The 20,078-nt window shown below is 71.5% G+C and carries 17 protein-coding genes; 8 read left to right on the top strand and 9 right to left on the bottom strand.

Translation table 11 applies throughout. The annotated features are described in order from the left end of the window. The first annotated feature begins 163 nt into the window (after positions 1–163). The 3 genes from AC067A_RS21305 (at position 164) to AC067A_RS21295 (ending at position 2,873) form a co-directional block, all read left to right on the top strand. Entirely contained in the window at positions 164–1,048 is an 885-nt protein-coding gene (locus tag AC067A_RS21305) for an NUDIX hydrolase (RefSeq protein ID WP_479244054.1), read from the top strand. Then, positions 1,048–1,878, top strand: a complete 831-nt coding sequence (locus tag AC067A_RS21300; RefSeq protein WP_479244053.1) for an MBL fold metallo-hydrolase — start codon at positions 1,048–1,050, stop codon at positions 1,876–1,878. Before AC067A_RS21305 ends, AC067A_RS21300 begins: the two co-directional genes overlap by 1 nt. 110 nt (positions 1,879–1,988) lie before the next feature. Further along, complete coding sequence (locus tag AC067A_RS21295; RefSeq protein ID WP_479244052.1) at positions 1,989–2,873, top strand: prohibitin family protein; 885 nt, start codon at positions 1,989–1,991, stop codon at positions 2,871–2,873. 105 nt (positions 2,874–2,978) lie between these two features. Here AC067A_RS21295 and AC067A_RS21290 read toward each other — a convergent pair whose 3' ends face one another. Then, positions 2,979–3,653 (bottom strand): Crp/Fnr family transcriptional regulator, encoded by a 675-nt coding sequence (locus tag AC067A_RS21290; RefSeq protein WP_015034542.1) that lies wholly within the window; start codon positions 3,651–3,653, stop codon positions 2,979–2,981. A gap of 254 nt (positions 3,654–3,907) precedes the next feature. Here AC067A_RS21290 and nth point away from each other — a divergent pair, with 254 nt between their 5' ends. The 3 genes from nth to AC067A_RS21275 all read left to right on the top strand — a co-directional run bounded on the left by nth (position 3,908) and on the right by AC067A_RS21275 (position 6,912). Then, positions 3,908–4,732: an endonuclease III gene (nth, locus tag AC067A_RS21285; RefSeq protein WP_479244051.1), complete on the top strand. Its 825-nt coding sequence runs from the start codon at positions 3,908–3,910 to the stop codon at positions 4,730–4,732. Positions 4,733–4,926: 194 nt separating this feature from the next. Continuing rightward, complete coding sequence (locus tag AC067A_RS21280; RefSeq protein ID WP_479244050.1) at positions 4,927–5,631, top strand: NUDIX hydrolase; 705 nt, start codon at positions 4,927–4,929, stop codon at positions 5,629–5,631. Positions 5,632–5,712: 81 nt separating this feature from the next. Then, positions 5,713–6,912 (top strand): MarP family serine protease, encoded by a 1,200-nt coding sequence (locus AC067A_RS21275; protein WP_479244049.1) that lies wholly within the window; start codon positions 5,713–5,715, stop codon positions 6,910–6,912. Positions 6,913–6,933: 21 nt separating this feature from the next. Here the strand turns inward: AC067A_RS21275 and AC067A_RS21270 are convergent, their stop codons facing one another. The 6 genes from AC067A_RS21270 to AC067A_RS21245 form a co-directional block, all read right to left on the bottom strand. Further along, a complete protein-coding gene (locus tag AC067A_RS21270) occupies positions 6,934–7,122 on the bottom strand; it encodes a hypothetical protein (RefSeq protein WP_479244048.1) in 189 nt (62 codons plus the stop codon). 121 nt (positions 7,123–7,243) lie between these two features. After that, positions 7,244–8,179 (bottom strand): alpha/beta fold hydrolase, encoded by a 936-nt coding sequence (locus tag AC067A_RS21265; protein ID WP_479244047.1) that lies wholly within the window; start codon positions 8,177–8,179, stop codon positions 7,244–7,246. Beyond that, a complete protein-coding gene (locus tag AC067A_RS21260; protein ID WP_479244046.1) occupies positions 8,176–8,661 on the bottom strand; it encodes a phage holin family protein in 486 nt (161 codons plus the stop codon). The genes AC067A_RS21265 and AC067A_RS21260 overlap by 4 nt, the downstream gene beginning before the upstream one ends. A gap of 74 nt (positions 8,662–8,735) precedes the next feature. Further along, positions 8,736–10,127 carry a Na+/H+ antiporter NhaA gene (gene nhaA, locus AC067A_RS21255; RefSeq protein ID WP_479244045.1) on the bottom strand — a complete coding sequence of 464 codons (1,392 nt, stop codon included), beginning with the start codon at positions 10,125–10,127 and terminating at the stop codon, positions 8,736–8,738. Between the two features lie 240 nt (positions 10,128–10,367). Beyond that, complete coding sequence (gene acs / locus AC067A_RS21250) at positions 10,368–12,323, bottom strand: acetate--CoA ligase (protein ID WP_479244044.1); 1,956 nt, start codon at positions 12,321–12,323, stop codon at positions 10,368–10,370. Positions 12,324–12,655: 332 nt separating this feature from the next. Then, positions 12,656–15,025 carry a SulP family inorganic anion transporter gene (locus AC067A_RS21245; protein ID WP_479244043.1) on the bottom strand — a complete coding sequence of 790 codons (2,370 nt, stop codon included), beginning with the start codon at positions 15,023–15,025 and terminating at the stop codon, positions 12,656–12,658. Positions 15,026–15,285: 260 nt separating this feature from the next. Between AC067A_RS21245 and AC067A_RS21240 the strand changes: the two genes are divergently transcribed. After that, on the top strand, positions 15,286–16,629 hold the full coding sequence (locus tag AC067A_RS21240; RefSeq protein ID WP_479244042.1) for a polysaccharide deacetylase family protein: 1,344 nt from the start codon (positions 15,286–15,288) through the stop codon (positions 16,627–16,629). Between the two features lie 119 nt (positions 16,630–16,748). On the opposite strand, the gene AC067A_RS21235 is transcribed toward AC067A_RS21240, so the two are convergent. Then, on the bottom strand, positions 16,749–17,735 hold the full coding sequence (locus AC067A_RS21235; RefSeq protein WP_479244041.1) for an ATP-binding protein: 987 nt from the start codon (positions 17,733–17,735) through the stop codon (positions 16,749–16,751). Between the two features lie 102 nt (positions 17,736–17,837). Here AC067A_RS21235 and AC067A_RS21230 point away from each other — a divergent pair, with 102 nt between their 5' ends. Beyond that, positions 17,838–18,656 (top strand): Fic family protein, encoded by an 819-nt coding sequence (locus AC067A_RS21230; protein ID WP_479244040.1) that lies wholly within the window; start codon positions 17,838–17,840, stop codon positions 18,654–18,656. A 508-nt stretch (positions 18,657–19,164) separates the two neighbouring features. Here the strand turns inward: AC067A_RS21230 and AC067A_RS21225 are convergent. After that, positions 19,165–20,031, bottom strand: coding sequence for an HAD family hydrolase (locus tag AC067A_RS21225; protein ID WP_479244039.1), 867 nt, complete (start codon positions 20,029–20,031; stop codon positions 19,165–19,167). Between the last annotated feature and the right edge of the window lie 47 nt (positions 20,032–20,078).

The following is a 20,078-nucleotide window of genomic DNA, read 5'->3' as shown; positions in this document are numbered from 1 at the left end:
TCCGAGGCCCGTCCGGAGCGGTTCCCGTGCGTTCCGAGGTGCGTCCGGAGCGGCTCCCGTGCGTTCCGATGACCGTCCGGAGAAGGCGGCTCCCGGGCGTCGCGACGCTCGTCCGGGGAAGTCGGCCCTCGTGCATTCCGATGCTTGCGCATAGCATCCGGCCATGCCGAATGGTCAGCCGAATCAGTCGAACGGTCAGTGGTACCCACCGGAATGGCCCGACCGCATCCGCGCCCTCGCGGCCGGTGAGCTCACTCCGGTGGCGCCCCGCCGCGCCGCCACCGTGCTGCTCCTGCGGGACGCGGCGACGGGGCCTGACGTCCACATGCTGCGCCGGCGCGCCTCGATGGCCTTCGCGGGAGGCGCGTACGCCTACCCCGGCGGCGGTGTCGACCCGCGCGACGAGCAGCCGGTCCGCTGGGCCGGCCCCTCCCTCGACGAGTGGGCCGGGCGGCTCGGTCTCGACGACCCCGCGCAGGCCCAGGCAGTGGTCTGCGCCGCCGTGCGCGAGACGTTCGAGGAGGCGGGCGTCCTGCTGGCCGGCGACACCGCGGACACGGTGGTCGGCGACACGACGGGCGAGGAGTGGGAGCGGGACCGGGAGGCGCTGGTCGCCCGGGAGCTGTCCTTCGCCGACTTCCTCGACCGGCGCGGGCTCGCCCTGCGCTCGGACCTGCTGGGGGCGTGGGCCCGCTGGATCACGCCGGAGTTCGAGCAGCGCCGTTACGACACCTGGTTCTTCGTGGCCGCCCTGCCGGCCGGGCAGCGCACCCGGGACGTCTCCGGCGAGGCGGACCGCACGGTCTGGATCCGCCCGGCGGAGGCCGCGGCCGGCTACGACCGGGGCGAGCTGATGATGATGCCGCCGACGATCTCGACCCTGCGCACCCTGGAGCCGTACGGCACGGCGGCCGAGGCGCTGGCGGCGGCGGGCGGCCAGGACATGACCCCGGTCCTCGCCCAGGCCCGTCTGGAGGGCGAGGAGCTGGTCCTGAGCTGGCCGGGGCACGAGGAGTTCACGAAGATCATTCCGACCGGAGGTGCGTGATGAGCGACGCGGCGGCGCTGCCCGGGCAGCCGCGCGGTGTCGTGGTCTCCGGACCCGCGACCGCCCGCGCCGTGAACGTCCTGGCGCCGAACCCGTCCGCCATGACGCTGGACGGCACCAACACCTGGCTCCTCTCCGAGCCCGGCTCGGACCTGGCCGTCGTGGTCGACCCGGGTCCCCTCGACGACGGCCACCTGCGGCATGTCGTCGACACCGCGGAGCGGCTCGGCAAGCGGGTCGCGCTGACCCTGCTGACCCACGGTCACCCGGACCACGCCGAGGGAGCCGGGCGCTTCGCGGAGCTGACCGGGACGGCCGTACGGGCCCTGGACCCGGCGCTGCGGCTCGGCGACGAGGGGCTCGGCGCGGGGGACGTGGTGACGGTCGGCGGTCTGGAGCTGCGGGTGGTCCCGACGCCCGGGCACACCTCGGACTCGCTCTCCTTCCATCTGCCGGCCGATCAGGCGGTGCTGACGGGCGACACGATCCTGGGGCGCGGGACGACGATGGTCGCGCATCCGGACGGACGGCTCGGCGACTACCTGGACTCGCTGCGGCGGCTGCGCTCGCTGACCGTCGACGACGGGGTCCGCACGGTCCTGCCCGGGCACGGGCCGGTGCTGGAGGACGCGCAGGGGGCCGTGGAGTTCTACCTCGCGCACCGGGCGGGCAGGCTCGCCCAGGTGGAGTCGGCGGTCGCGGGCGGCCTGCGGACGGCGGCGGAGGTCGTCGCCCACGTCTACGCGGATGTGGACCGCTCGCTGTGGCCGGCGGCGGAACTTTCCGTCCGGGCGCAGTTGGAGTACCTGCGGGAGCGCGGCCAGGTCTGAGGGCGGAGTTGTCACGATCCTGAACCGAGTGGGCCCCCGACCACTCGGCCGACCCGACCCGTGTTTTACGCTCCGCTTACTTCTGGCCGTAGCTTTCGGGGGGAACGCCCGTGTTCGTCATCGCCATCCTGCTGGTCATCGCCGCAGTGGTGCTCTTTTTCGTAGGCCGTGCCAACGACTCGACGGGGCTGAAGTTCGGCGCCCTCGGCGCGGTCCTGGCCGGTGTCTTCTCGCTGATCGTGAGCATGACCTACGTCATCAGCGCGTACGAGGTCGGCGTGCCGGTCGCCTTCGGCAAGGTCGGCTCGCCCATGACCTCGGGCATGCACGTGAAGTCGCCCTTCACGAGCGTCACGACCTTCTCGACCCGCCCGGTCGACCTGAACCTCTCCGACAAGGACGTGGTCGAGGTCCGCTCCTCGCAGGGTGGCGTCATGTACGCCGAGGTGACGGTGAAGTGGGCCGTCGTCCCGTCGAAGGCCGTCGAGCTGTACAAGCTCGCGGGCACCGAGGACGCCATCCAGCAGCGGCTCGTCTACCCCGACAGCCGGGAGATCGTCCGCAACGTCTTCGCCCGCTACTCGAGCGAGCAGGGCTACGCCTCCGACCGCGAGAAGATCAACGCCGAGATCGGTGACCTGATCAAGGAGCGCCTGGCCCCGCGCGGCATCGTCGTGACCACGGTCAACCTGCGCAACGTGAAGCCCTCGGACGCCCTCCAGGGCCAGATCGACCGCAAGATCCAGCAGCAGCAGGCCACCGAGCGGGCCATCGAGGCCTCCCGCACCGCCAAGGCCGAGGCCGACCGGCGCCGGATCGAGGCGGAGGGCATCGCCCGCGCCAACAAGATCCTCAACGAGTCGCTGACGGACAAGGTCCTGATGAACCAGTGCATCGACGCGTTCAAGGAGGCCGCGGCGAAGAACGCGATCTACACCGTGCCCTGCGGCAACGGCGTCTCCGCCCCGGTGATCGTGGACGGCTCGAAGCGCTGACCGTCCCCGCGGCTACGTGAAAGGCCGCCCCGGTCCTCGGACCGGGGCGGCCTTCCGCGTATGTCGGCTGTCAGTCCTGTCCGGCCCTGATGCGCCGGACGGGTCTCAGCGCGAGCGCTTCGCGAGGCGCTCCACGTCGAGCAGGATCACGGCGCGGGCCTCGAGGCGCAGCCAGCCGCGCTGGGCGAAGTCGGCGAGCGCCTTGTTGACCGTCTCGCGGGAGGCGCCGACCAGCTGGGCCAGCTCTTCCTGGGTGAGGTCGTGGACGACGTGGATGCCCTCCTCCGACTGCACGCCGAAGCGGCGCGACAGGTCGAGGAGCGCACGGGCGACACGGCCCGGGACGTCGGAGAAGACCAGGTCGGACATCTGGTCGTTGGTCTTCCGCAGCCGGCGGGCGACCGCGCGCAGCAGCGCGGTGGCGACCTCGGGGCGGGCGTTCAGCCAGGGCTGGAGGTCGCCGTGGCCGAGGCCGAGCAGCTTGACCTCGGTCAGCGCGGTGGCGGTGGCGGTGCGCGGGCCCGGGTCGAAGAGCGAGAGCTCGCCGATCAGCTCGCCGGGGCCGAGGACGGCCAGCATGTTCTCGCGGCCGTCGGGGGAGGTGCGGTGCAGCTTCACCTTGCCCTCGGTGACCACGTAGAGGCGGTCACCGGGGTCGCCCTCGTGGAAGAGCGCGTCGCCACGGGCGAGCGTCGCCTCACTCATCGAGGCGCGCAGCTCGGCTGCCTGCTCGTCATCGAGCGCCGCGAAGAGCGGGGCGCGCCGCAGAACGTCGTCCACGAGTTCTCTCCTACTGTCGACCTGCTCAAAGGACCTGGGTCCCATGATGCCGGACGCACAAAACAGTGCGATCAATCACAGCAAGTTTGACCCACGGAGCTACCCGTCCGTACGCCAGGGGCCCGATTGGGGGCTGATCGGCCACGCCCGGGGCGGATGTCGGCGGGGGCCCCTAGGCTGGTCGGGTGTCCAACTCGCCGGTGAGAGCGCAGGCCAAGGGGGCTGGAAGAGTGTCGGTCGAAGGTAATTCCGCCGTGGGCGAACACGGCGTGTCGAAGCGGGTGAAAGCCGCAAATCGGAAGGCGGCGAAGCCCGAATCGCGCCTCGCGATGGTCCGCAGAGCCCGCAAGATCAACCGGGAGCTCGCCGAGGTCTTCCCGTACGCCCATCCGGAGCTCGACTTCCGCAACCCCTTCGAGCTCCTCGTCGCCACGGTCCTCTCGGCGCAGACCACCGACCTGCGGGTCAACCAGACCACCCCGGCCCTCTTCGCGAAGTACCCCACGCCCGAGGACCTCGCGGCCGCCGTCCCCGAGGAGGTCGAGGAGCTCATCCGCCCCACCGGCTTCTTCCGGGCGAAGACCAAGTCGATCATGGGGCTCGCGACCGCCCTCAGGGACGACTTCGGCGGCGAGGTCCCCGGCCGCCTCGACGACCTCGTCAAGCTGCCCGGCGTCGGCCGCAAGACCGCCTTCGTCGTCCTGGGCAACGCCTTCGGGGTGCCCGGCATCACCGTCGACACCCACTTCATGCGGCTCGTCCGGCGGTGGAAGTGGACCGAGCAGGAGGACCCGGTCAAGATCGAGGCGGAGATCGCCGAGATCTTCCCGAAGAGCGAGTGGACCATGCTCTCGCACCGGGTGATCTTCCACGGCCGCCGGATCTGCCACGCCCGCAAGCCCGCCTGCGGAGCCTGCCCGATCACCCACCTCTGCCCCTCCTACGGCGAGGGCGAGACCGATCCCGAGAAGGCCAGGAAGCTCCTGAAGTACGAGATGGCAGGCCTCCCCGGCCAGCGGCTCAACCCGCCGCCCGGCTTCCCCGGCCGCCCGGCCCCGTCCCTCGGCGCGAGCGACTGACCCCGGCCCGGGGCCGGAGCAGCCCATGCCCAGGCCACGCCCATGCCCAGGCTCATGCCCAGGCCCAGGCTCATGCCCAGGCCAGGCCCATGCCCGGGCTCAGGCCAGACCGAAGCCCAGGCCCGACGCCCCGGTGGTCGGGGCGTCGGGAACGAACCCGTCCACTGATCGCGTTGAGAACCACGGGGGTGCCTATGACGCGCACTGACGAAGAGATCCACGGACCCGGCACCGGCGGCCTGCTCAGCCGGGACGGCCTGCCCGCCTGGCTGGACCCCGTCGACCGGGCCGCCCGCACGGTCCGGCCCGAGCAGCTGAGCCGCTTCCTGCCGCCCGCGAGCGGCGCCGGCCGCCAGTCCGCCGTCCTCGTCCTGTTCGGCGAGGGCGAGCGCGGACCCGAACTGCTCCTCATGGAGCGGTCCGGCAGCCTGCGCTCGCACGCCGGGCAGCCCTCCTTCCCCGGCGGCGCCCTCGACCCCGAGGACGGCGACCCGGCCGACGGCGGACTGCTCCGCGCCGCCCTGCGCGAGGCCCAGGAGGAGACCGGCCTCGACCCCTCCGGCGTCCAGCTCTTCGGCGTGCTGCCCCAGCTCTACATCCCGGTCAGCGGCTTCGTCGTCACGCCCGTCCTCGGCTGGTGGCGCACCCCCAGCCCGGTCGGGGTCGTCGACCCCGGCGAGACCGCCCGGGTCTTCACCGTGCCCGTGGCGGATCTCACGGATCCCGCGAACCGTGCCACGACTCTTCACCCGAGCGGCCACCAGGGCCCCGCGTTCCTCGTCGCATCCGCTCTGGTCTGGGGTTTTACCGCCGGAGTGATCGACCGGCTACTGCACTTCGCCGGCTGGGAGCGCCCCTGGGACCGCGCGAGACAGGTCCCGCTCGACTGGCGCTCATGACAGGCTGACCTCCGGTGCGGGTCCGGCCTCCGGTCGAGCTCGCCCCGGGCGACCGGAAACGAATCTGCGAGGCTACTGACGGTGAACGTGCTGGACATCCTGTTGCTGCTCGCCGCCGTCTGGTTCGCGATCATCGGTTACCGCCAGGGATTCGTGGTCGGCATCCTCTCGGTGCTCGGTTTCCTCGGCGGCGGCCTCGTCGCCGTCCTGCTGCTCCCGATCCTCTGGGACCAGCTGACCGACAACAGCGAGGTCTCGACCTCGGCGACGGTCGTCTTCGTCATGGTGGTCATCGTCTGCGCCTCGATCGGCCAGGCGTTCACCACCCACCTCGGCAACAAGCTCCGCCGGTTCATCACCTGGTCGCCCGCGCGCGCCCTCGACGCCACCGGCGGCGCCCTGGTCAACGTGGTCGCGATGCTGCTCGTGGCCTGGCTGATCGGCTCCGCCCTGGCCGGCACCACACTGCCCACCCTGGGCAAGGAGGTGCGCAACTCCAAGGTCCTCCTGGGCGTGTCCCAGGTGATGCCGGATCAGGCCTCCACCTGGTTCGCCAACTTCAGCTCCACGCTCGCCCGCAGCGGCTTCCCCCAGGTCTTCAGCCCCTTCGCCAACGAGCCCATCACCGAGGTGCTTCCGCCGGATCCGGCGCTCGCCCACAGCCCCGTCGCCGACCAGGCCAAGCGCTCCATCGTCAAGGTCGTCGGCACCGCCCAGAGCTGCGGCAAGGTCCTCGAAGGCACCGGCTTCGTCTTCGCCGACCGCCGGATCATGACCAACGCCCACGTCGTCGGAGGCGTCGACGAGCCGACCGTCCAGATAGGCGGCGAGGGCAGGCTCTACGACGCCAAGGTCGTCCTCTACGACTGGCAGCGCGACATCGCCGTCCTGGACGTGCCGGACCTCAAGGCCACGCCGCTCACCTTCACCGACGAGGCCGCCCGCAGCGGTGACGACGCGATCGTCGCCGGCTTCCCGGAGAACGGCTCGTACGACGTGCGATCGGCGCGCGTCCGGGGCCGTATCAGCCCCACCGGGCCCGACATCTACCACCGCGACCAGGTCCGCAGGGAGGTGTACTCGCTGTACACGACGGTCCGGCAGGGGAACTCCGGCGGTCCGCTCCTCACCGAGGACGGCGAGGTGTACGGCGTGATCTTCGCCCGCTCCCTCGACGACGCGAACACCGGCTACGCCCTGACGGTCGACGAGATCCGCGAGGACATCGAGCGCGGCCGGACCGCCGACCAGCAGGTCGACACCCAGGCCTGCGCCCTGTAGGCCCCCCAGGGGGCCCTGGGGTCAGTCGCGGGGATGCCGGAGTCGGGCCGAGACCCAGCGGGCCCGGCGGCGCAGGATGAGCGAGATTCCCACCTCTGGCACGTCGTACGCGCGGCCCGTGTCCTGGGGGCCACCCCTCTCCCGGGAGGCCGGCCCGGTGGCCGAGCGGCGGTCGCGTGCCGTGTCACTGTAGTCGTGCGTCCAGCCCATACCTCGACGTCTGCCCGGGCCCCGAGGTCGGTAACCGCCCGGGGGCCCGCCAATTGGAGTATGCGCCGGGCACATGGCCGTTCGAGGGACTCCTGTGCTGCTGGGCGGGGGTGAGGGCGCGTCAGCGGTCGGGCTCGGGGTCCTTCAGCCAGTTGACGAGCTCCGTGGAGAAGGCCACCGGGTCCTCCTCGTGCGGGAAGTGCCCGAGGCCGTCGAAGAGCCGCCAGCGGTACGGCGCCTCCACGTACTCGCCGGAACCGGCGGCGCTGCGGGTCCGCATCACCGGGTCCATCGAGCCGTGCAGGTGCAGCGTCGGCACCCGTACCGGCCGCTTCATGCGCCGGTTGAACTGGATGCCGTCCGGGCGGGCGAGGGACCGCACCATCCAGCGGTACGGCTCGATCGAGCAGTGCGCCGTCGACGGGACGCACATCGCCCGCCGGTACACCTCGATCGCGTCGTCGTCGGCCGGCTTCGGCCCCGACCAGTCCCGGATCAGCTCGCCCACCAGTGCCGCGTCGTCCGCGACGAGCTGACGCTCCGGCAGCCACGGCCGCTGGAAGCCCCAGATGTGCGAGCCGGCCCGCGACTGGGCGAAGTCCGACAGCATCGCCGAACGCCAGCGGCGGGGGTGCGGCATCGAGGAGACCGCCAGGCGGCGCACCAGCTTGGGCCGCATCACGGCCGCCGTCCACGCGAGGTAGCCGCCCAGGTCGTGCCCGACGAGCGCCGCGTCGGGCTCGCCGAGGGAGCGGACGACACCGGTGATGTCGAGGGCCAGGTTGGCGGGGTCGTAACCCCGGGGGGTGCGGTCGCTGCCGCCCACCCCGCGCAGGTCCATCGCGACGGCCCGGAACCCGGCCTCGGCGAGGGCGGGCAGCTGGTGGCGCCAGGTCCACCAGAACTGCGGGAACCCGTGCAGGAGCAGCACCAGCGGGCCGTCCCCCATCTCGGCGATGTGGAACCGGGCGCCGTTGGCCGCCACGTCGCGATGGGTCCACGGCCCGTCGAGCCGGACGGGCCCGGCGTTGCCGTTGCTGCTCTCGGGGAGGGTCATACGGACGAGCGTGCCACAGACGAGGCCTTCTCCAGTGCCGGCTTCCGCGCCGGACGGGGGTGCGGCTTCGCGTTCTGCATGATCGCCGCCGTCCGCTTGGCGGAGGCGATGGACTTCTCCGGCGGCTTGACCTTCTTGAACTTGGCGTACGCGATCAGCCCGAGGAGCCCGGCGACCAGCACGTTGAGGGCGAAGGACAGCAGGAAGCACCAGACGAGGTTCCAGCCGCCGTTGCCGTTGTGCCCACCGGTCCAGGTGTTGATGGCGTACGCGAGCGCGAAACTGAGCATCGGCAGCGAGAAGAGCAGCACCACGGCGGCCGCGATGCCCGCCGCGCTGCCCATGGCCCCGCGCTTGACGTCCTGTCGGATCTCGGCCTTGGCCAGGGCGATCTCGTCGTGCACCAGCGCGGACATCTCGGCGGTCGCCGAGGCGACCAGCCGGCCGAGGCTGCGGTCGGTTCCGTTGAACGGGTCGCTCATCGCTGCTCCCTCTTCTCTTCTGCGGTCCGAGGTTCTCTTCACGGTGCGAGTCCTCATCTACGGTCCGAATCAGATCATGCCGGACGGTCGGTCCCCTCGCGCGATGCCCCCGCCAGTTGGGCGCGCTCACGATGTTCGGCGGCCTTCTTCTCGTAGATCTCGGCCATCCTCAGGTGGTACTCCGGATCGTCCTCTTCGTAGATGTCGGGGATGCCGTCCTGGTCGTCGTCGCGCTCCTCGTCCGCGCAGAGCGCCTGGTACTTCCGGACCCGCAGCTTCAGCAGGACCGAGGCGAGCACGGCCGCGATGAGCGAGCCGATCAGGACCGCGGCCTTCACCTCGTCGGTCAGGACGGTGTCCCCGGCGAAGGCGAGTTCGCCGATGAGGAGCGAGACGGTGAAGCCGATCCCGGCGAGGGAGGCGACGGCGAACACGTCGGGCCAGGCCAGGTCGGGGTTGAGCTCCGCCCGGGTGAACCGGGCGGTGAGCCACGTTCCGCCGAAGATGCCGATCGCCTTGCCCACGACGAGGCCGAGGACGACGCCGAGGGTGACCGGCTGGGTGAAGACGTCGTGGATCGCGCCGCCGGAGACGCTCACACCGGCGGAGAAGAGGGCGAAGAGGGGGACGGCGAGACCGGCCGAGACGGGGCGGACCAGGTGCTCGATGTGCTCGCCGGGGGAGTGCTCCTCGCCCTCCCGGGTGGTGCAGCGCAGCATCAGGCCCATGGCGACGCCGGCGATGGTGGCGTGGACGCCGCTGTTGTACATCAGGCCCCAGATGACCAGGGCCAGCGGCACGTACACGTACCAGCCGCGGACGCCCTTGCGGAGCAGCAGCCAGAAGACGACGAGGCCGGCGACGGCGCCGCCGAGCGCGGCGAAGTCCAGGTCGCTGGTGAAGAAGATCGCGATGATCAGGATCGCGAAGAGGTCGTCGACGACGGCGAGGGTCAGCAGGAAGGCGCGCAGCGCGGACGGCAGCGAGGTGCCGATCACGGCGAGGACGGCGAGCGCGAACGCGATGTCGGTCGCGGTGGGCACGGCCCAGCCGTCCATCGAGCCGTTGCCGAGGGTGTTGACCAGGGCGTAGACGAGGGCGGGCGCGGCCATGCCGCAGAGCGCGGCGACGACGGGGAGCGCGGCGGCGCGGGGGTCGCGCAGCTCGCCCGCGACGAGCTCGCGCTTGAGTTCGATGCCCGCGACGAAGAAGAAGATCGCGAGGAGGCCGTCGGCGGCCCAGTGCTGGACCGACAGGTCGAGGCCGAGGGAGGACGGGCCTATGTGGAAGTCGCTGACCGACTCGTAGCTCGCGCTCAGCGGCGAGTTCGCCCAGACGAGGGCGACGACGGCGGCGAGGAGCAGGAGCACGCCCCCGACGGTCTCCGCGCGCAGGGCGTCGGCGATGTACCGCCGCTCGGGCAGGGACAACCGGCCGAGGAACTTGCGGTCGGTGGGCGCAGACACGTGGGAGACCTCCGTCGGGCAGGCAGGGCGAAGCACATGCCGACCAGACTTCCCGGCTCACCTAGGTTTTCCTGTCGCGTTCCTGACGCGATCCTTACCTTACCTAACGAGCGTGGGTTGTGTCCGGCGAGATTCACTTTAAGGAGATTCGCTCCTTTCGTCCCGTCGAATGATGAGGACGCGTGAGCGCCCGCCCCGAAGAGGTCCGGGGCGGGCGCTCGCGTCGTACGGTGCCGGGGCTCAGTCCTCGCTGGAGGCGTCCGGCAGCTGGGTCTGGATGAGCGACATGACCGAGGAGTCGGTCAGCGTGGTGACGTCGCCGAGCTCCCGGTTCTCCGCCACGTCGCGCAGCAGACGGCGCATGATCTTGCCCGAGCGGGTCTTGGGCAGCTCCGCCACCGGCAGGACCCGCTTCGGCTTGGCGATCGGGCCGAGCGTGGCGCCCACGTGGTTGCGCAGTTCGGCGACGAGGCCCTCGTCCTGGCTCGCCGTGCCGCGCAGGATCACGAAGGCGACGATGGCCTGACCGGTCGTCTCGTCGGCGGCGCCGACGACGGCCGCCTCGGCGACGGACGGGTGCGAGACCAGGGCCGACTCGACCTCGGTCGTCGAGATGTTGTGGCCCGAGACGAGCATGACGTCGTCGACACGGCCGAGCAGCCAGATGTCGCCGTCCTCGTCCTTCTTCGCCCCGTCGCCGGCGAAGTACTGGCCCTCGAAGCGGGACCAGTACGTGTCGATGTACCGCTGGTCGTCGCCCCAGATCGTGCGGAGCATCGACGGCCACGGCTCGGTGAGGACCAGGTAGCCGCCGCCGCCGTTCGGCACCTCGTTGGCCTCGTCGTCGACGACGGTCGCGGAGATGCCCGGCAGGGCGCGCTGGGCCGAGCCCGGCTTGGTCTCGGTGACGCCCGGCAGCGGCGAGAGCATCATCGCGCCGGTCTCGGTCTGCCACCAGGTGTCCACGATCGGGCACTTGTTCGCGCCGATGTGCTCCCGGTACCAGACCCAGGCCTCGGGGTTGATCGGCTCGCCGACCGAGCCGAGGACGCGGAGGCTGGAGAGGTCGAACTTCGCGGGGATGTGGTCGCCCCACTTCATGAACGTGCGGATCAGCGTCGGCGCCGTGTAGAGGATCGTCACGCCGTACTTCTGCACGATCTCGAAGACCCGGCCCTGGTGCGGGGTGTCCGGGGTGCCCTCGTACATGACCTGCGTCGCGCCGTTGGCCAGCGGGCCGTAGACGATGTACGAGTGGCCGGTGACCCAGCCGATGTCGGCGGTGCACCAGTAGACGTCGGTCTCCGGCTTGAGGTCGAAGACGGCGTGGTGGGTGTACGCGGCCTGGGTGAGGTAGCCGCCGGAGGTGTGCAGGATGCCCTTCGGCTTACCCGTGGTGCCCGAGGTGTAGAGGATGAAGAGCGGGTGCTCCGCGTCGAAGGCCTCCGGGGTGTGCTCCGCGGACTGGCGGGCGACGATGTCGTCCCACCACACGTCGCGGCCCTCGGTGAAGGCGGTGTCCTGACCCGTACGGCGGACCACGAGGACGTGCTCGACCTGCGGACACTTGGCGACGGCCTCGTCGATGGCCGGCTTGAGGGCGCTCGGCTTGCCGCGGCGGTAGCCGCCGTCGGCGGTGACGACGACCTTGGCGTCGGCGTCCTGGATGCGGGAGGCCACGGCGTCGGCGGAGAAGCCGCCGAAGACCACCGAATGGGCGGCGCCGACGCGGGCGCAGGCCAGCATCGTGATGGCCGCCTCGGGGATCATCGGCAGGTAGACGGCGACCCGGTCGCCCTTGCGGACGCCCAGCTCGGTCAGGGCGTTGGCGGCCTTGGAGACCTCGTCCTTGAGCTCGGCGTAGGTGATGGCGCGGCTGTCGCCCGGCTCGCCCTCGAAGTGGATGGCGACCCGGTCGCCGTGACCGGCCTCGACGTGCCGGTCGACGCAGTTGTACGCGACGTTCAGCTCGCCGTCCGCGAACCACTTGGCGAACGGCGGGTTCGACCAGTCGAGGGTCTCGGTGGGCTCGGTGACCCAGGTCAGGCGCTTGGCCTGCTCGGCCCAGAAGCCCAGCCTGTCCGCCTTGGCCTGCTCGTACGCCTCCGCCGTCACGTTGGCGTGCGCGGCCAGCTCGGCGGGCGGCGCGAAACGGCGCTCTTCCCGGAGCAGATTGGCCAGGCTTTCGTTGCTCACGACATCTCCCTTTCCCAGGGCGTCCTCTGTACGTATGTGTCCCGCGTCATAGCTCATCAGTCGAAGGCCCGGGTGACAAGGGCATCCGAACAATTGGTTTAGACCTGTGAGCGGTCAGACGTGCGGTGGCCCCTTCTTCCCGAGCGGTGGGAGAAGGGGCCACACAGTCTCACGGACGGCCGGGGCCGATGGTTCAGGACGCGCGGTCGGCCCGATCGCGGGCGATCGGGCGCGGGGCGCGGCGAGCGGGTGGGGCCGGCCGGGTGGTTGGCGCGCGAGGCCGACCGGATGGTTTGCGCGGGGCCGGGGGTGAGGGGCCGGCCGGGCGGCGTTCAGCAGGCTCGTGCCGTCTCGCGGTCGTCCGTCTCGCGGTGGTCCGACGGCATGACCTGTGTGAAGACGTCGTCGTAGCTGTGGACCTCGTCCGCGTCGGCGAGCAGATAGGCCTGGGCCTCGCCGACGTGGAAGTACACGCCGTGCAGCGTGAGCGTCCCGTCGGCGAGCCGCCGCGCCACCGGCTCGTACGCCCGCAGGTGCTCCAGCTGCTGGACCACGTTGGTCAGGCAGAGCTGCTCGACCGCGTCTGCCGGGAGGCGCCCGGAGATCCGCGCCCAGGCGTGCCGCCGGCTCGCCATCCGCTCCAGGCTCGGCCGGCCGTGGCGAAGCCAGCGGCGGAGCGGCGTGGGCGGATCGTCGGGTCCGGCGTTCAGCAGGGCCTGCATCGCGCCGCAGCCGGAATGTCCGCAGACCGTGATCGAGTCGACCCGGAGCACGTCCACCGCGTACTCGATCGCCGCCGCCACCGAGTCGTCCCCGCTCTCCTCGCCCGGCAGCGGGACGAGATTGCCGACATTGCGCACGGTGAACAGGTCGCCGGGACCGCTCGACGTGATCATGCTGGTCACGAGGCGGGAGTCGGCGCAGGTCAGGAAGAGCTGCGAGGGGCGCTGGCCCTCCCGGGCGAGCCGTGCGAGCTCGTCCCGGACGAGCGGGGCCGTGTTCCGCTGGAACTTGCCGATGCCGCTCGCCAGATGCAGTCCCGGGGTCCGCTCGGGCGCGTCGCTCTCGGCCGGCTCGACCGGCCGCTCCCCGCACTGGTGGTTGTGCCAGGGGGTCCACGGGCGGCAGCAGGGGTGCGAGGCGGAGTCGGTGACGGCGGAGGGCTCGGCGATCCGGGCCCCGGCCGGGCCGGTCGTCTCGACCGTGCCACCGTGGGCGAGGTGCCCGGCGGTCCAGTCGCTCAGCGCCTCGTAGGCCGCGTGGTCCATGAAGGAGCCGTCCAGCTCCACCACCACGTCGGACCCGTGCGGCAGTTGGTGCAGAGCACGGCTCAGCCGGGGGACGGCGAGGAACGTCAGCTGGCCCCGCACGCGCAGCAGCTGGCGCCCGTCCCGCTCCTCCTGGGTGATGCGGGTGCGCGCGAGCCGGTGCAGCGCCACGGCGATGGCCACGGCGATGCCGAGCGCGACGCCCTCCAGGATGCCGATGAGGACGACGCCCGTCACCGTCACCGCGTAGACGACGACCTCGCGGTGGCGTGTGACCGTACGAATGTGGGTGATGCTGACCATCTGGATGCCGACCACCATGACGAGGGCGGCGAGCGCGGGCAGCGGGATCAGGTCGAGCAAGGGCACCAGCAGCAGGGCCGCGAGCACGATCCACAGACCGTGCAGCATCGTCGAGGCCCGACTCACCGCACCCGCCGACACGTTGGCGACGCTGCGGACCGCGACGCCGGCGACCGGCAGGCCGCCGAGCGCGCCCGACAGCACGTTCGCCGCGCCCTGGCCCGCGAGTTCGCGGTCGAGCGCCGAGCGCGGGACGCCCTGGGCGCCACCCGGGCGGGCGGCGACGAGCTTGTCGACCGCGACAGCGGACAGCAGCGACTGCACGCTGGTGACCAGCGTGATCGTCAGCACTCCGGCCGCGATGCCGAGGACCGGGCCCTCGGGCAGCCCCGGCAGGGCGTGACTGCTCCAGGACGGCAGGTCGACCCGGGGCACGGCGAGCCCGGCGGCCGCCGCCACCGCCGTCGCCCCGGCCACCGCGACGAGCGCGGCCGGGACCTTTCGCAGGATCTGCCCGGCCCGGCCCGGCAGCCGAGGCCAGCACAGCAGTACGGCGACGGTGAGGGCGCTGATGGCGAGCGCGGCCGGATGGACGTGCGCCAACTGGGAAGGCAGGCCGAGGGCGTTGTCCACGGCGGAGCTCTGGGGAGTGCCGCCGAGCACGATGTGGAGCTGCGCGAGGGCGATGGTGACGCCGATGCCCGCCAGCATGCCGTGCACGATGGCGGGTGAGACGGCGAGCGCGGAGCGGGCCACCCGCAGTACGGAAAGCCCGATTTGAGCGAGTCCCGCGAGGACCGTGATGGCGCAGGTGGTGCGCCAGCCGTACAGCTGGATGAGCTCGGCGGTCACGACGGTGAGGCCGGCGGCGGGGCCGCTCACCTGGAGCGGGGAGCCGCCGAACCGGCCGGCCACGATGCCGCCGACGGCGGCCGCGACCAGTCCGGCCTGGAGCGGGGCTCCGGTGGCGAGTGCGATGCCCAGGGAGAGGGGCAGTGCGATCAGGAAGACGGCGACCGAGGCGGACAGGTCGGCGCCGGCGATGCGGAAGCGACGCGGTCCGTCCGGCGGGCTGTGGGGCCGCTGGACTCGCGGTCGGGTGGTCGTGCGGGCGGGGGTGCAGAGGGTCATGTTCCCGTCTCCTCCGGGGCAGCGCGGTCGCGGCTCGTGCGGGGTGGTGCGGCGGGGACACCGATATCTAACTCTCGGTAAATGAAGAGTAATGGAGAGTAAAGACTGCGGCATTATTTTCAGGGCAAATAGGGCAATGATTCACCGGATCCGGTGACAGAACGTACGCATGCCGCTTGTCGTTGACGCTCCCCGGCCCCGGCGGTGCGAGGTTGACGCCGCTTGTACGGAAATCCGAGGATCCGAGGAGAGGTGCGGGGATGACAGCCGCCGGGAGAACGACCACCGTCCAGAAGAGGGCGCTCGCCGTGGGTGCCCTCGCGCTCGCCCTCACCACCGGCCTCGCCGGCTGCTCGGGCTCCGGCGACCCCACCGGCTCCGGCGACCCCGCCACGAAGGGCGTGCCGGGCGCGGGCGCCAAGAAGGGGCCCGCGGCGGCCCCGCAGACCGCGCCCCGCCTGATCGGCGACGGCTCCACGGCCTTCACCGGCGCCCAGCCCCACCAGCCGGTCTGGCAGCGCCTCAAGCCGGGGGAGACCCCGCCGCAGTTCGTGGTCTTCTCCTGGGACGGCGCCGGCGAGGACAGCCAGAAGCTGTTCTCCCACTTCCGCACGGTCGGCAAGAAGTACGACGCCAAGATGACGTACTTCCTCAGCGGCGTGTACCTGCTGCCGGAGGAGAAGCGGCACCTCTACGACCCGCCGCAGCACAGCGCCGGCCGCTCCGACATCGGGTTCAACGACACCGAGGGCATCCGCGCCACCGTCCGCGAACTGCGCGGCGCGTGGCAGGAGGGCAACGAGATCGGCACCCACTTCAACGGACACTTCTGCGGCGCGGACGGCGGCGTCGGCAAGTGGTCCGTCGAGGAGTGGAAGAGCGAGATCGGCCAGGCCAAGTCCTTCGTCAAGAACTGGAAGACCAACGCCGGCCTGCGCGCCGAGCAGCCGCTGCCCTTCGACTACGACAAGGAGCTCGTCGGCGCCCGCACCCCCTGCCTCGAAGGCCGGAAGAACTTCGTCCAGGCGGCGGCGCAGCTGGGCTTCCGCTACGACACCAGCGGCGTCAACGACCAGATCTGGCCCAAGAAGGACCAGGGCCTCTGGGACCTGTCGATGCAGCTCGTGCCCGTCCCGGGGCGCGCCTTCCAGACGCTCTCCATGGACTACAACTTCCTGGTCAACCAGTCACCCGGCACCACCCAGGGCGACCCCTCCCAGCACCGGTACTGGGGCGACCAGATGCGCGACGGCCTCGTGCAGGCCTTCGAGCGCTCCTACCGGGGCAACCGGGCGCCGCTGATCATCGGCAACCACTTCGAGTCCTGGAACGGCGGCACGTACATGCGGGCCATCGAGGAGACCATCGCCACGGTCTGCGTCCAGAAGGACGTCAAGTGCGTCTCCTTCCGCCAGCTCGCCGACTGGCTCGACGCCCAGGACCCCGACGTCATCGCCAAGATGCGGACCCTCAAGGTCGGCGAGGCCCCCGCCGCCGGCTGGAAGGCGTTCCTCGCCCCCGAACCGGCGGCCCCCGCCGGCGCCCCCGCGGGCGCCGTCCCGGCAGCCCCGGCCCCCGCCGTGAAGCAGGCCGATCAGCGCTGACAACCGGGTCCCTCGGAATCGCCGAGCTCTCAGGCGGGCTGAACCGCGCCGAGTCCTTCGGCTGAGCCGAGCCCTCAGGCGGGCTGAACCGCGCCGAGTCCTTCGGCCAAGCTGAGCCCTCAGGCGGGCTGAACCGCGCCGAGTCCTTCGGACAGCACGAACTCGGGGTCGACCTGCGAAGCCAGGTCGGCCCCGGTCTTGGCGTTGCCCCAGCTCTCGGCGTTGCGCAGGTGGAAGTGGACCATCTGGCGGGTGTAGCGGTCCCAGTCGCGGTGGGCGTACGAGTCGTCGGCCGCGTCCTGGAGGGCCTGGAGCGACATGCGGTTCTCGGCTTCCAGGAGCTCGAAACGGGGCGGCCGGCCCTTCTCCATCGCGCGGACCCAGTCGGAGTGGCCGACGGTCACGAGCAGGTCCTCGCCGACCTCCTGGCGCAGGAAGTCGAGGTCGTCCCGGCCCTGCACCTTGTTGCCGACGACCTTGAGCGCCACGCCGAAGTCCCGGGCGTACTCCTTGTACTGGCGGTAGACCGAGACCCCCTTGCGAGTCGGCTCGGCCACCAGGAACGTCATGTCGAAGCGGGTGAAGAGACCGGAGGCGAAGGAGTCCGAGCCGGCGGTCATGTCGACGACCACGTACTCGTCGGGGCCGTCGACCAGGTGGTTGAGGCAGAGCTCGACCGCCCCGACCTTCGAGTGGTAGCAGGACACCCCGAGGTCCGACTCCGTGAAGGGGCCCGTCGCCATCAGCCGGACGTCCCCCTCGTCGAGCCGGACCGGCCGTGCGCACGCCTCGTACACCGGGTTGTCCTCGCGGACCCGCAGCAGCCGCGAACCCTCCCCGGGCGGCGTCGTCTTGATCATGGTGTCGGCGGAGACGATCCGGGGGTTGGACCCCCGCAGGTACTCCTTGATGAGCGGCAGGTGCGCGCCCATCGCGGGGAGCGTGGCGGCCTCCACCTCGGACAGGCCGAGCGCGGCGCCGAGGTGCTGGTTGATGTCGGCGTCGATGGCGACGACCGGGGCTTCGTTGGCGGTGAGGTGGCGGATGAAGAGCGAGGACAGCGTCGTCTTGCCGCTGCCGCCCTTCCCGACGAAAGCGATCTTCATGTTCACCTAGCGTAGTGGCACGATCGCTTGCCGTGGTCAAGGAGCGTGAAGAAGACCACTCCTTCGTGGGGCGGGCCCGTGGTGCGCGTAGCCTCCTTACCTATGAGTACGCACGCCTCTGACCCCTTGGCCGCCCTCGGCTCCCTGCCGGGCGTCGCCGACGCGGTGGACTCCGTACGCAAGGCCGTCGACCGGGTCTACGGCCACCGCGTGATGCGCCGCCGCAGCAACGAGATCTCCTCCGAGGCGGCTCTCCGCGGGGCGCGAGGTTCGGCCGCCCTGGCCGGCGCCGACTGGGCCCTGGAAGAGGTCCGACGGCGCAGCGACTTCAGCGCCGACCCCGAGGCCCGCGCGGTCGGCGCGGCCCTGCGCCTCGGCGCCGAGGCCGGGCAGCTGCTCTCCATCTGGCGTCAGTCGCCGCTGCGGGTGCTCGCCCGGCTCCACCTGGTCGCCGCGGGTGATCCGGGTGCGTCGGTGGGACGGCCCCGGCTGGACGGCGAATCCGTCGACGAGCCGCTGATCGAGGCGCCGGCGCCGGCTCCCGCCGAGGTCGCCGGCCGTCTCGACGGCCTCGCGGAACTGATCGTCGCGGGCGGCGAGGCCCCCGCGCTGGTGACGGCCGCCGTGGTGCACGGCGAGCTGCTCGCGCTGCGGCCGTTCACCTCGTACAACGGCCTGGTCGCGCGGGCGGCGGAGCGGATCGTGCTGATCGGCAGCGGCCTCGACCCCAAGGCGATCTGCCCGGCCGAGGTCGGCCACGCCGAGCAGGGACGCGCCGCCTACGTCGCCGCGTTCGAGGGGTACCTGTCGGGGACCCCGGAGGGCGTCGGCGGCTGGATCGCCCACTGCGGGCGCTCGGTCGAGCTCGGTGTCCGTGAGTCCACCGCGGTCTGCGAAGCCCTCCAGCGCGGCGCGGCCTGAGTCCGGTCACGGACGGCGCGGCCGCAGGGGCTGGGCCGGGCGGCGGGTCGGCTCGTGGTCGGGCGGGCCGGGCGGCGTGGCGGCTCGTGGTCGGGCGGGCCGGGCGGCGTGGCGGCTCGTGGTCGGGCGGGCCGGGCGGCGTGGCGGCTCGTGGTGGGGCGGCGGGTCGGCTCGTGGTTGGGCGGCAAAAAGATTCCGGGCCCCGCGCGGGGCCCGGAATGGGTTGCGGCGGCACCGTTTCTGGTACCGCCGCTGGCACTTCCACCCAGTTACCAAGCGTCCTCGATATGTGCCCATCAGGCCGGGAACTTTGCCCGTGGCCTGGTGCGGCTGGCCCGTAATCGACGGGTCGACGTCGCGTGGGTGCCCGGTTTCGGTGCTAGGTCCGTGGGGCCTTCATGCTCAACAGGTGATCCTCTCGGATGTCCTCGGTCTCGCGGGCCTGATTCCTTTCTACTCCTGTCCGAGGGGAAGCGAAAGTGCTGAGTCCACTTCTCTGGCGCATCGCTCAAATTCGGGCAAAGTCATCGGCGAGCCGATGAGTGAGCGCGGCCTGCCGGCGCCGGGCGGCGTACCAGACGAGTCCGGCGCCCACGGCCGCCGCGCCCACGGCCGCCGCGGCGACGAGCGTGGGGCGCGGCGGCATCCGGAAGTCGGGCAGCCGCTGCTTGAGCCGGACCGGCTTCTCGAAGGCGAGGACCGGCCATTCCCGGGCCGTGGCCTCGCGACGCAGCGTCCGGTCGGGATTGACCGCGTACGGGTGGCCGACGGCCTCCAGCATGGGGATGTCGGTCGCCGAGTCGCTGTACGCGAAGCAGCGCGAGAGGTCGTAGCCTTCCGACTTCGCGAGCTCCCGGACCGCCTCGGCCTTCGTCGGGCCGTAGGCGTAGTACTCGACCTCGCCGGTGAAGCAGCCGTCCTCGCCGACCACCATCCGGGTGGCGACGACCCGGTCGGCGCCGAGCATCTCGCCGATCGGCTCGACCACCTCGGCTCCGGACGTCGAGACGATGACGACATCGCGCCCCGCGGCGTGGTGCTCCTCGATGAGGGAGGCGGCCTCGTCGTAGATGATCGGGTCGATCAGGTCGTGAAGGGTCTCTGCGACGAGCTGCTTCACCTGGGCGACGTTCCAGCCTTTGCAGAGCGCTGAGAGATATTCGCGCATCCGCTCCATCTGATCGTGGTCGGCCCCGCCCACCAGGAAGACGAACTGGATGTACGCCGTCCGCAGGGCGGCGCGGCGGCTGATCAGTCCGCCCCGGTAGAAGGACTTGCTGAAGGTCAGCGTCGAGGACTTCGCAATGACCGTCTTGTCCAGGTCAAAGAAGGCTGCTGTGCGCGGCAAGGAGTGGTTTTCCACAAGCCTGAGCATAGGTGCCCGCCATTCGGCGTACGCTGGGGCGTGTGGGTTTGCCTGAG

This window comes from Streptomyces sp. NPDC043176, assembly GCF_056436715.1.
Note: the sequence above shows the minus strand (reverse complement) of the source record. Positions and strands in the feature narration are given on the sequence as shown.